Annotated in this window: 8 protein-coding genes and 1 pseudogene; 5 read left to right on the forward strand and 4 right to left on the reverse strand. The window is 73.1% G+C overall.

What is annotated here, in order from left to right; all coding sequences use genetic code 11:
• From ABWI04_RS38995 to gcvPA, 3 genes and pseudogenes are all read right to left on the reverse strand, one after another.
• Positions 1–250 (reverse strand): annotated as a pseudogene (locus ABWI04_RS38995) (ATP-NAD kinase); the annotation flags it as partial.
• Positions 251–257: 7 nt separating this feature from the next.
• Positions 258–1,838 (reverse strand): aminomethyl-transferring glycine dehydrogenase subunit GcvPB, encoded by a 1,581-nt coding sequence (gene gcvPB / locus ABWI04_RS39000; protein ID WP_353835530.1) that lies wholly within the window; start codon positions 1,836–1,838, stop codon positions 258–260.
• Positions 1,835–3,199, reverse strand: coding sequence for an aminomethyl-transferring glycine dehydrogenase subunit GcvPA (gene gcvPA, locus ABWI04_RS39005; protein WP_353835531.1), 1,365 nt, complete (start codon positions 3,197–3,199; stop codon positions 1,835–1,837). The genes gcvPB and gcvPA overlap by 4 nt, the downstream gene beginning before the upstream one ends.
• Positions 3,200–3,297: 98 nt before the next feature.
• On the opposite strand from gcvPA, the gene ABWI04_RS39010 reads away from it, so the two are divergent.
• The 5 genes from ABWI04_RS39010 to ABWI04_RS39030 are packed head-to-tail and all read left to right on the forward strand — an operon-like array spanning position 3,298 to position 10,600.
• On the forward strand, positions 3,298–4,647 hold the full coding sequence (locus tag ABWI04_RS39010) for an ABC transporter substrate-binding protein (protein WP_345180949.1): 1,350 nt from the start codon (positions 3,298–3,300) through the stop codon (positions 4,645–4,647).
• A 16-nt stretch (positions 4,648–4,663) separates the two neighbouring features.
• A complete protein-coding gene (locus ABWI04_RS39015) occupies positions 4,664–5,602 on the forward strand; it encodes a carbohydrate ABC transporter permease (RefSeq protein WP_345180947.1) in 939 nt (312 codons plus the stop codon).
• On the forward strand, positions 5,599–6,444 hold the full coding sequence (locus ABWI04_RS39020) for a carbohydrate ABC transporter permease (protein ID WP_345180945.1): 846 nt from the start codon (positions 5,599–5,601) through the stop codon (positions 6,442–6,444). Before ABWI04_RS39015 ends, ABWI04_RS39020 begins: the two co-directional genes overlap by 4 nt.
• Positions 6,441–8,444, forward strand: coding sequence for a beta-galactosidase (locus ABWI04_RS39025; protein WP_345180944.1), 2,004 nt, complete (start codon positions 6,441–6,443; stop codon positions 8,442–8,444). The genes ABWI04_RS39020 and ABWI04_RS39025 overlap by 4 nt, the downstream gene beginning before the upstream one ends.
• A 2-nt stretch (positions 8,445–8,446) precedes the next feature.
• Positions 8,447–10,600: an MGH1-like glycoside hydrolase domain-containing protein gene (locus tag ABWI04_RS39030; RefSeq protein WP_345180942.1), complete on the forward strand. Its 2,154-nt coding sequence runs from the start codon at positions 8,447–8,449 to the stop codon at positions 10,598–10,600.
• A gap of 48 nt (positions 10,601–10,648) precedes the next feature.
• On the opposite strand, the gene ABWI04_RS39035 is transcribed toward ABWI04_RS39030, so the two are convergent.
• Positions 10,649–11,560 carry a formylglycine-generating enzyme family protein gene (locus ABWI04_RS39035; protein WP_502913215.1) on the reverse strand — a complete coding sequence of 304 codons (912 nt, stop codon included), beginning with the start codon at positions 11,558–11,560 and terminating at the stop codon, positions 10,649–10,651.
• Positions 11,561–11,736: the final 176 nt, after the last annotated feature.

The raw sequence follows: 11,736 nt of genomic DNA on the forward strand, positions 1-11,736 counted from the left end.
ACCGGACGTCGGGGACCAGCCCGGCGCGCAGGACGTCGCCCTCGCCCATGGACCCGCCCGCGGTCGCCACCGCGAACGGGACGCCGAGCCGGGAGCGCAGTTCCGCCAGCGCGGTCGCGGCGCGCTCCGGCGCGCGCGGCGTCGCGCCCAGCGCCCGCGCCCTCTCCTGGACGCCGGCGCCGTCGCTGCCCTTGAGCCCGACCCGGCCGCCGAGCCCGGCGACGGGGTTCACCACGAGCCCGATCCTCATCGCGGCCTCATTCCCCGAGGATCTTCCGGCGGTACGCGCGCCAGGTGACGGCCCAGGTGGCCGGGTCGTCCAGGACGTCCTGGCGGGCGCGGTGCACGGTGGAGCGGTGCGGCGCGGTCCGGACGGTCTCCGGGTCGTCGTAGGCCTCGCGGGCCACCTCGGCGAGGATGGCGGCGTACTCGTCCAGCTCGGCCCTGGAGTAGGACTCGGTCGGCTCCAGCGTCATCGGCTCGGGGACGACGTAGGGGTGGTGGCTCGTCCAGTAGTGGGTGCCGAAGTCGGCCGCGCGGATGCCGATGTCCTCGCTGTGCACGCCGGTCTCCTCGGCGAGCCGCTCCCAGCTGTAGCGGACCTGCTCGACCCTGGGCCGTCCCGGCGCGTACGGCACCGACGCCCCGCGGATCTGGAGCACCTTCGCCATCAGGTAGTTGTTGTTGAGGACGGCCACCTCCGCGGCCTCGCGCAGCCCCGCGCCGCCCAGTGACATGATCCAGGCGTAGGCGCGCACCAGGTTCGGCACGACGCCGTAGAACGGACGGATCTTCCCGATCGACTCGGGCCGGTTGTCGTCCAGGCGGTAGCGGGTGCCGTCGAACTCGACCGTCGGCGTCGGCAGGTAGGGGGCGAGCTCCGCGGTCACGCCGCAGGCGCCCGCGGCGGGCCCGCCGCAGGCGTGCGGCGTGGAGAACGTCTTGTGCAGGTTGAAGTGGCACAGGTCGAACCCGGTGTCGCGGGCGCGGGTGATGCCGAGGATGCCGTTGGCGTTCGCCTGGTCGTAGGCGCACAGGCCGCCGGCCTCGTGCACGATCCGGACGAACTCCTCGATCCGCGGGTTGAACAGCCCGGTGTCCTCGGGGTTGGTGATGAGCAGGGCCGCGGTGCGGGGACCGACGGCCTGCCTGAGCGCCTCGATGTCGGGGTAGCCGTCGGCGTCCGGGTACAGGGTGATGACCTTGAACCCGGCCGTCTTCGCGCACGCCGCGTTGGACGGGTGCGAGAAGATCGTGGTGATGACCTCGTCGCGGGTCTCGGCCTCCCCGCGCGCCGCGAAGTAGGCGCGGATCATCGCGACGTTGGTGTAGATCGCGGCGGAGCCGGCGCCCGGCTGGAGGGTGAACCGGTCCATGCCGGAGACCTCCCGCAGCAGCCCCTCCAGCCGGTACATGATCTCCAGCACGCCCTGCACCGTCCGCTCGTCCTGCAGCGGGTGCAGCCCGGCCACCTTCGGGTCGCGGACGAACCGGTCGTTGACCTTGGGGCTGTACTTCATGGTGCAGGTGCCCTGGCCGACGTCGACGTTGAAGTCGGCGCCGAGGTTCTCCTGGGACAGCCGCAGGTAGTGCCGCAGCACCTGCGGCTGCGACAGCTCCGGAAGCGCGGGCGGCGCGGCGCGGCGCAGCCCGTCCGGGAGGACGACGTCCGCGGGCGCCTCCGGGAGCGGGGGCAGCACGCCGCGCTCGCCGGGGGAGCCCAGCTCGAACAGCAGCGGCTCGTCCCACCGGGCCTGGTGGAACCGGCGCAGCGGGGGCTTCGGGCCGATCTTCGCGTCGGCGGGGGAGAGGGGGGAGGGGGTCGGGCCCGTCTTCACTTGGCGATCTCCTGGAGGGTCTCGGCCAGCCGGTCGATGTCGTCCTTGGTGTGGATCTCGGTGACGCAGTACAGGGCGTCGGTCCCGGACAGGACCCTGCCGCCGAAGATCCCGTGCTCCAGCAGCGCCTCGCCGATCTCGGCGGCGGTCCGCGAGCCGGTGAAGCGGAGCGTGAAGTCGGCGAAGTGGGGGGCGTCCGCGTAGGGGGTCTCCACGCCGGGCACCGCGGCCAGCCGGTCCAGCGCGTACCGGGTGTTCGCCAGGATCGTCTCGGCGACCTCGCGCATGCCCTGCGGTCCCATCAGGGCCAGGTAGACCCCGGCGGCGATGCCGTTCAGCGCGGCGGCCGTGCCCACCCACTCCTTGCCCTCCTCGCGGAGGGCGAAGGAGGTGCGCTCGTAGGCGACGTCACCGAAGCCGTACTCGCCCTCGACGCTGGTGGGCGCGAGGCCGAACAGCCGGGAGGGGAACTCGCCCACGTAGAGTTCCTCGTCCCGCGTCGCGACGAAGCCGCCGTTCATCCCGCCGTAGCTCATGGGCAGGCCGAGCGGCTGGATGTCGCCGCAGACGATGTCGGCGCCGTACGCGGCGGGCGGGGTCACCGCTCCCAGCGAGATCGGGTTGCAGCCCACGACGTACTGGGCCCCGGCCTCGTGCGCGATCTCGGCCAGCGACGGGAGGGCGGGGTCGAGGATCCCGGACGCCGAGGGCGCCTCGGCGAACACCGCCGCGACGTCCCCCGCCGCCAGCTCCGCCCGCACCGCGGCCGGGTCGGCCAGGCCGGTGGCGGGGTCCACCGGCACGAGGACCACGTCGTGGTCGGGACGGACATAGTCCTCGATCTTCGACAGCTTGTCGGGGGCGACGGCCGTCACCAGCAGCAGCCGGCGGCGGCCGGTGATCCGTCCCGCCATGCGCAGCGCGGTGGACGCGGCCTGGAAGCCGTCGTACACCGGCACGCTCACGACGTCCATCTCCAGCAGTTCGCCCATCAGCGACTGGTACTCCCAGAGCGCCTGGAAGCGGCCGTGGTCCTCGTACGGCTCGCCCGCGTAGGCGGTGAGGAACTCGCTCCGGTTGACCACCTCGTCGACGACCGCGGGCACGTGGTGGTGGTAGCAGCCGGCGCCGAGGAAGCTGAGCGCCTCCTGGGCGCTGGTGTTGCGCGCCAGCAGCCCGCCGACGTGCCGGACCAGCTCGGCCTCGGAGCGCATCGGCGGGGGCAGGTCCAGCGGCCGGTCCAGCCGGATGCGGCCGGGCACGTCCGCGTAGAAGTCCTCGACGCTCCGCGCGCCGATCGCCGCCAGCATCTCCCGTTTCACCTCGGGCACCGAGTTCGGGATGTAGGGGTGCGCGTTCATCTCGCTCTCCTTCACATTCCTTGCCTCACCCTCTTGACGAGAACACAGGATGCAGTGTGCTGTATACAGCATTATCCCGAATCCCTTGGGGAGGCAAGATGGCGACCAACCCCGGACGGGCGGCCATCGGACGCCGGACCGTCCTGACCGCCGGAGTCGCCGGAGCCGTCTCGGCGCTGCTCGGAACGAGCGGGTGCGCCACCGGAGGCGGCGCCGGGAAGGCGGGGCCGGCGCTCAGCGCCGGCGCCCAGGCCAAGATCGAAGGAAAGATCTCCGTCTGGTCGTGGGACGTCGCGGCGAAGGCGCTCAAGCGGCTCGCCCCGGCCTTCGAGCAGCGCCATCCCGGGACGAGCGTCGACGTCGTCGACATCGGCTACGACAACGCCTACGACAAGATCACCGTGGGGATGAAGGCGGGGAAGGGCCTGCCCGACGTCCTCACCGTCGAGGGCACCCGGCTCCCCGGCTACATCGGCGCCTTCCCCGGCGGGCTGTACGACCTGACCCCGCTCGCCGGCGCGCACCGGGCCGAGTTCGCCCGCGCCGCCTGGAAGGACGTCACCGACGAGCGCGGCAAGGTCTTCGCCCTGCCCTGGGACGGCGGGCCCTGCGCCCTCTACTACCGCGCCGACATGTTCGAGAAGGCCGGCGTCGACCCGGCGGGCATCGCCACGTGGGACGACTACGTCCGCGCCGGGGAGCGGATCAAGGCGGCGACCGGCAAGAAGCTCCTCGTCATGGACCCGCAGGAGGACAGCATGTTCCCGATGCTGCTCCAGCAGCAGGGGCAGGGCTACGTGCGCGGCGGCAGGATCGCCGTCTCGGACCCGCGGGCCGTCCGCGCCGCGGCGCTGCTCAAGACGCTCGCCGACAAGGACCTCGTCGCCTTCGAGAAGGGCTGGGACGGCCTCGTCTCGGCGACCAAGGCGGGCAAGGTCGCCACCACCCCGTACGCCGTGTGGTGGTCGGGGACCCTCACCGACGAGATGCCCGAGCTCAAGGGGAAGTTCGGCGTCGTCCCCCTCCCGGCGTTCGACCAGGGCGGGGTGCGGACGTCCAACGACGGAGGGTCCACCCTCGCCGTCAGCGGCCACAGCGCGAACGCGCGGGCGGCGTGGGCGTTCATCGAGTTCGCCCTCGCGGACGGCGCCAACCAGGTGTCCATGCTGAAGAACGAGGGCCTGTTCCCCGCCTACCTGCCCGCGCTCAAGGACCCGTTCGTGACCGCGCCGCAGCCCTACTACGGCGGCCGGCCCGTCTTCGCGACCTTCGCCGACCTCGCGGACAAGGTGCCCCCGATCGAGATCTCCAAGGACGGACCGAAGGCGAGGGACGTCGTCAACCGCACCGTCTCCGGCATCGTGCTGCACGGCGACGACCCGGCGAAGGCCCTGGACTCGGCGGCCAAGCAGATCGCCGCCGCGACCGGCCGGTCGATCGCCGAGTGACGCCGTGGTCGTCGACGTGACGAAACGGAAACCCGCGCAGAGCGGACCCGCCCGCGCGGCCCGGCCGGACGCGCCGCCCCGGTGGCGGGAGCGCTGGCGCCGCCGGACCACGCCGTGGACGTTCGCGGGCCCGGCGGCGGCGCTGCTGGCGCTCTTCTTCGCCTATCCGCTGCTGGCCGGCCTCTACCAGAGCTTCACCGCCGACCGCGACGGCGTGACGACCTGGGTCGGGCTGGCCCAGTACCGCCGGATGGCGGCGGACCCCGTGTTCTGGGCCGCGCTGCGCAACACCGGGCTGATCCTCGCCGTCCAGGTCCCGGTCATGATCGGGCTGGCGCTGCTGCTGGCGTTCGGGCTGAACCAGTCCTGGCTGCGGCTGCGCTCGGGCTTCCGCATCGCCTACTTCCTGCCCGCCGTCACGATGCTGGTCGCCTACTCGGTGGTGTTCCGCGTCCTGCTCAAGACCGACGGCGGCCTGGTGAACCAGATGCTCGGCGCGGTGGGCCTGCCCGCGGTCGACTGGCTGAACGGCCCCGGCTGGGCGCGGCTGGCGCTGATCGGCTCGATCACCTGGCGGTGGACGGGCTACAACGCGGTCATCCTGCTGGCCGGGCTCCAGTCGATCGCCCGGGAGCAGTACGAGGCGGCGGCCATCGACGGCGCCGGGCCCCTCACCACGTTCGTCCGGGTGGTCATGCCGCAGCTGCGTCCCGTCATCCTGTTCTGCTCGGTGACCTCGACGATCGGAACGCTCCAGCTCTTCGACGAGAACTACGTCCTGACCGGCGGCGGACCGGGCAACGCCACGACCACGCCCGTCCTCTACCTCTACAAGGTGGGCTTCGAGCAGCTCGACTTCGGCTACGCGGCCGCCCTGTCCTGGGTCGTCGTCGCGGTCATCGGGCTGATCTCCTACGCCCAGTTCCGCTTCTTCGGGAAGGAGAGGTCGCGGTGATCCCGGCCGCCGAGGGAAGGGGCCGCCCCCGCGCGGGCCGCGCGCTCGCCCTGCTGCTGCTCCTGGCGGGCGCGCTGATCAGCGCGGCGCCGTTCTACTGGATGGTGGTCGCCTCCACCCGCGACGACTCCGAGCTGTTCGCGTCCCCGCCGCCGTTCCTCCCGGGCGGGCGGTTCCTGCACAACCTGGTGGAACTGGAGCACACGATCGGCTTCGGCCGCGTCATGCTCAACAGCGCGGGCGTCGCCGTCGTCTACACGGTGCTCAGCTCGCTGATCTCCGCCATGTGCGGGTACGCGCTGGCCAAGTACCGGTTCCGGGGACGGCGGCTGCTGCTCGGCGCCGTCCTGGCGACCATGATGATCCCGTTCCAGGTGCTGCTCGTCCCGCTGTTCCAGATGATGGCGAGCCTCGGATGGGTCGACACCTACCAGGCGGTCATCCTGCCGTTCCTGGCCAACTCGTTCGGCATCTTCCTCATGCGCCAGGCGTTCCTCGCCTTCCCGGACGAGCTGATCGAGTCGGCCCGCATGGACGGCGCGGGCGACCTGCGCATCTTCTACCGGGTCGTCCTCCCGGTGGTCCGGCCCCAGTTCGGCGCGCTGGTCATCTTCACCTTCATGACGCAGTGGAACGCCTTCCTGTGGCCGCTGCTGATGCTGAACACCGAGGACAAATACACCGCGCCGGTCGCGCTGTACACCCTCATCGGGCAGAGCCACGTCGACTACTCCGGGCTGATCCTCGGCTCCTTCCTGGCGACGCTCCCCCTGATGTTGATCTTCTTTCTGTTCCAGAAGCAGTTCGTGTCCGGTCTGTTGGGAGGGGCGGTCAAAGGATGATTCGGGTGCCGGGGCTGCTCTACGGCGGGGACTACAACCCCGAGCAGTGGCCCGAGGAGGTCTGGGCGGAGGACGCCCGGCTGATGAACGAGGCCGGGGTCAACCTGGTGACGGTCGGCGTGTTCTCGTGGGCGCGGCTGCAACCGGGCCCGGACTCCTGGGACTTCGGGTGGCTCGACCGGCTGCTCGACCTGCTCGCCGGGCACGGGATCGCCGCCGACCTCGCCACCGCCACCGCGTCGCCGCCCGCCTGGCTGGTGCGCCGCCACCCGGAGATCCTGCCCGTCACGGCGGACGGCGTCCGGCTGGAGTTCGGTTCCCGCCAGCACTACTGCCCGTCCTCCCCGGTCTACCGGGAATCGGCGACGCGGCTGGCCCGCATGATCGCCCAGCGCTACCGGGCCCATCCGGCGGTCGTGCTGTGGCACGTCCACAACGAGTACGGCGACCACGTGACCGAGTGCTTCTGCGCCGCGTCGGCGGCGGACTTCCGGTCCTGGCTGCGGGAGAGGTACGGCGACGTCGCGGAGCTGAACCGCGCCTGGGCGACGGACTTCTGGTCGCAGCGCTACGGCCGGTGGGAGGAGATCGAGCCGCCGCGCACCGCGCCCGGACCGGTGAACCCGACCCAGACGCTCGACTGGCGCCGGTTCTGCTCCGACGCCCTGCTCGGCTGCTACCTGGCGGAGAAGGCCGTCCTGGACGAGGACGGCGGGGGCCTCCCGGTGACGACGAACTTCATGTCGATGTTCAAGCCGCTGGACTACTGGAAGTGGGCGGCGCACGAGGACGTCGTGTCCGACGACGCCTACCCCGACCCGGCCGACCCGGCGGCGCACGTCAACGCCGCGATGAACTTCGACCTGATGCGCTCGCTCAAGGGCGGCCGGCCGTGGCTGCTCATGGAGCAGGCGCCGTCGGCGGTGAGCTGGCGCCCGGTCAACGTGCCGAAGCCGCCCGCGCTGGGACGGCTGTGGTCCTTCCAGGCGGTGGCGCGCGGCGCGGACGGCGTGCTCCACTTCCAGTGGCGGGCGTCGCGCGCGGGGGCGGAGAAGTTCCACAGCGCGCTCCTCCCGCATCGCGGCACCGGCTCGCCGCAGTGGGACCGGACCGTGCGCATCGGGCGCGAGCTCGCCCGGCTCGCCGAGGTCGCCGGCACCCGCACCACGGCCGATGTCGCGATCGTCCTGGACTGGGACTCCTGGTGGGCGCTGGAACTCGACGACCACCCCTCGTCCCGGCTCCGGCTCCAGGAGCTCGTGCTGTCCTGGTACGGCGCGGCGCACGCCCGCAACGCGGCCGTCGACTTCGTCCCCCGCGGCGCGGACCTGGCGCCGTACCGGCTCGTGCTGCTGCCCAACCTCTACATGGCGAGCGATGAGACGGCCGCCTGGCTCGGCTCGTACGTCGCGGACGGCGGCCGGCTGGTCTGCGGCTTCTTCAGCGGCATCGTCGACGAGCACGACCACGTGCATCTCGGCGGCTATCCGGCGCCGCTGCGGGACGTGCTCGGAGTCGTCGTCGACGAGTTCTGGCCCGTCCCGGACGACGCGTCCGTCGAGGTGGCGTTCGGCGACCGCACGGTCCCGGCGACGCTGTGGAGCGAATGGCTGGAGACCGCCGGGGCCGAGACCGCGGCCGCGTACGGGTCCGGGGCGCTCGCCGGCCGCCCGGCCGTCACCCGCAACGCGCACGGCGCCGGGCGGGCCTGGTACGTGAGCTGCCACCTGGGCGACGGCATCGGGATCGTGCTGGACGAGGCGTTCGCCGACGCGGGCGTCCGCCCGGTGCACGCCGTCCCGGACGGGGTCGAGGCCACCCGCCGCGACGGGCCCGCCGCGTCCTACCTCTTCCTGCTCAACCATCGCGACGCCGAGACGGACGTGCCCGTCCCGGACGGCGTCGACCTCCTGTCCGGCGCCGCCGTGCGGGACACGCTGCGGCTGCCCCCGCTCGGGGCGGCGGTGCTCAGGACGACCCACCCCCACCCCGAAAGGTGATCATGCGACGACCGCTCCACGCCCTGGCCGGGCTGACGCTCGGCTCCGCCCTCCTCGTCACCGCCGTGCCGGCGTCCTCCGCGGCCGAGCGGAGGACGGGGCCGGAGGGCTACGCCGACGTGCTCGACCTGCACGGCGTCCCGGCCAACGCCCTGCCCGCCGAGGTCAACGAGGTCAACGTCTTCAGCGACCGCGGCGCGTGGCACGCCTACGCCCTGCCGCGGCCGGGGGACAAGGACGCGTACGGCGGGTTCTCCGGGCCGCTCTACATCGCCCAGGAGTACCCGTGGTGGCTGAGCAAGGCGTTCAGCCGGATCCGGCTGCGCGCGGACGGCCGGGACCTCGACCTCGGCGCCGCCGGCGCGCCCCGGCTCACCGCCCTCCCCGGGATGCTGCGCCAGGTCTACGACCTGCCGGGACTGCGGCTCACCCTCGAACTGCGCTTCGCCTCCGGGCACAGCGCGCTCGTCCGCGCCTCCATCGCCAACACCGGAAACGGCCCCCGGACGGTGGAGGTCGGCTGGAGCGGTTCGCTCCTGCGCCCGGACGACGAGCCGATGAGAAGCGCGCCGTCCCTGCACGCCACGGCGCGCGGCGTCGCGGTCGGCTTCGCCCGCGTCCGCGAGCAGTGGGACTACCTCACCGACGGGACCGAACGGTTCGAGGTGACCCACGCCGACCCCGTCCGCACCACCGTCGCCGGCGACTCCTACCGGACCGACCTGGCGCGCCCGCTGACCCTCGCGCCGCGCGGCTCGTCCGCGCTGACCTGGACCGAGACCTACACCTTCACCGCCGCCGAACGCGAGCGGGAGGCCGCGGCCGTCCGCGACCTGCTGCGCCGCCCCGGCAAGGCGATCGGCGACACCGACGCCCGCTGGCGCCGGTACGTCGCCGCCGTCACCGCCGACGTGCCCGCGGGACGGCGGCGGCTCGCGGTCAAGGCGCTCGAAACCCTCGTCACGAACTGGCGCGGCCCGGCCGGGAGGCTCGACCACGGCGGCATCACGCCGTCCATCTCCTACAAGTGGTTCACCGGCGGCTTCTGGGCCTGGGACACCTGGAAGCAGGCGGTCGGCGTGGCGGGCTTCGACCCGGCGCTCGCCCAGTCGCAGATCAGGTCGATGTTCGACCACCAGATCACCGCGGGTTCGCGTGACCGGCCGCAGGACGCCGGGATGATCCCCGACTGCCTCTTCTACAACGACCCCGCCCGCGGCGGCGGCAACTGGAACGAGCGCAACACCAAGCCGCCGCTGGCCGCCTGGGCGGTCTGGGAGACCTACCGGCGCAGCGGCGACGTCCGGTTCCTGCGCGAGATGTACCCGAAGCTGGTCGCCTACCACGACTGGTGGTACCGCACCCGGGACCACGACCACGACGGCCTCGCCGAGTACGGCGCGACCGTCGACCCGGCCAACGACACCCCGGAGGCCCGGCGGCAGGCCGCCGCCTGGGAGAGCGGCATGGACAACGCCCCGCGCTTCGACGCCGCGCTCGGCACCACCGCCGTCGAGAACCGGGACGCCGCCGGACGGGTCGTGGGCTACTCGCTGAACCAGGAGTCCGTCGACCTCAACTCCTACCTCGCCGCCGAGAAGGGCTACCTCGCGGCGATCGCGGAGCGCCTCGGCGACCGGGCGGCGTCCCGCCGCCTGACCGCCCAGGCGCGGACGCTCACCGCCGCGATCCGCACGGCGATGTACGACCCGGCGACCGGCTACTTCTACGACACCGACCTCGCGACGGGGCGGCGCCTCACCGACCGGGGCCGCGGCATCGAGGGGGCGATCCCGCTCTGGGCGGGCGTGGCGACCGGGCCCCAGGCGGCCGCCGTCCGCGGCAGGCTGACCGACCCGGAGGAGTTCGCCACCCCGATGCCGTTCGCGACGGTGGCGAAGAGCTCGCCGTACTTCGCCCCGGAGAAGTACTGGCGCGGCCCCGTCTGGCTCGACCAGGCGTACTTCTCCCTGGAGGGCCTGCGGAGGTACGGCTACCGCGCCGACGCGTCCGCCCTCGCCGACCGCCTGCGCGGCTCGGCGTCCGGCCTGCTCGGAGACGCGCCGATCATGGAGAACTACAACCCCCTGACGGGCGCCCCGCTGAACTCGACCAACTTCAGCTGGTCCGCCGCGTTGCTGCTGGCCCTGGACTGACGCCCGAGCGTCGCCGGCGCCCGGACGGCCCGGGTCGCGCGGGGCCGTTCAGGCGTCGGCGGCGCAGCGGAAACCGGTGTTGCCGGTGGTGGAGTCGGGTGTGTTGGAGGTGCGGGCGGCGACGCGGTAGCGGTTGCAGTAGGAGTCGTGGCAGAGGTACGAGCCGCCGCGCATGGCGCGGGTGTCGCCGTCCCGGGTGAAGGCGTCGGCGCACCATTCCCAGACGTTGCCGACGGTGTTGTAGAGCCCGTAGGCGTTGGGACGGTAGGCGTCGGCGGCGACGGTCCCGGGGCGCCCGTCGTGCTGGTCGGGGAACCGGCCGCGCCAGATGTTGCACCGGTCCTGGCCGCGCGGGCGCAGCTCGTCGCCCCACGGGTAGGTGGCCTGATCGAGGCCGCCGCGCGCGGCGTACTCCCATTCGGCTTCGGTGGGGAGGCGCTTGCCCGCCCACGCGGCGTAGGCGGCGGCGTCGTTCCAGGAGACGTGGACGACAGGGTGTTTCCGGCGCTGCCGGACGTGGCTGCCCGGGCCTTCGGGGCGGTTCCAGGCGGCGCCCTCGATGCCGCGCCACCAGGGCGTCCCGGCCGGTGACGGAGCCGTGCGCGCCACGGCCGGGGGCAGAAGGCCCTGGAAGACGTAGGACCACCCGAAGCCCTCGGCCTCGGTCCGGTACCCGGTCTCCTTGACGAACTGGGAGAACTCGGCGTTGGTGACCGCGTGCGGGTCGATGCGGAACGGCTCCACGCGGACGTCGCGGACCGGCCCTTCGCCGTCCCGGGGGTTGGCGTGGACGTCCTCGTTGCCCATGCGGAAGGTGCCGCCGGGCAGCACGATCATGCGGTTGAGGCGCGGAGCGGCGCGAGGGGGCACGGCGGGCCGGGGGAGCCGCGCGGGCTGGGAGAGCCGCGCGGGCTGAGAGAGCTGTGCCGCCCGGCGTGAGGCGGCGCAGCAGGCGGGCATGTCGGCTGAGGTCATGGCTTCCGATGGAGGTGTGCGGGGGGGGGGGGCGGCCCCCCCCCCCCCCCCCGGGGGGGGGGGGGGGGGGGGCGGGGGGTAGAAGGGGGCCAGGGCGGGGGGGCGGGGGGGGTGGGTGGGCGGGTTGGTTGGGGGGGGGGTGAACGGGCGGGTGGAGACGG

Source organism: Actinomadura sp. NPDC000929 (assembly GCF_040492065.1).
GTDB classification, from domain to species: Bacteria; Actinomycetota; Actinomycetes; order Streptosporangiales; family Streptosporangiaceae; genus Spirillospora; species Spirillospora verrucosospora.

Coding starts and splice junctions, on each gene's coding strand:
- gcvPA (WP_353835531.1), bottom strand. CDS start 3,199: ATGAACGCGCACCCCTACATCCCGAACTCGGTGCCCGAGGTGAAACGG.
- ABWI04_RS39010 (WP_345180949.1), top strand. CDS start 3,298: ATGGCGACCAACCCCGGACGGGCGGCCATCGGACGCCGGACCGTCCTG.
- ABWI04_RS39025 (WP_345180944.1), top strand. CDS start 6,441: ATGATTCGGGTGCCGGGGCTGCTCTACGGCGGGGACTACAACCCCGAG.
- ABWI04_RS39030 (WP_345180942.1), top strand. CDS start 8,447: ATGCGACGACCGCTCCACGCCCTGGCCGGGCTGACGCTCGGCTCCGCC.
- ABWI04_RS39035 (WP_502913215.1), bottom strand. CDS start 11,560: ATGCCCGCCTGCTGCGCCGCCTCACGCCGGGCGGCACAGCTCTCTCAG.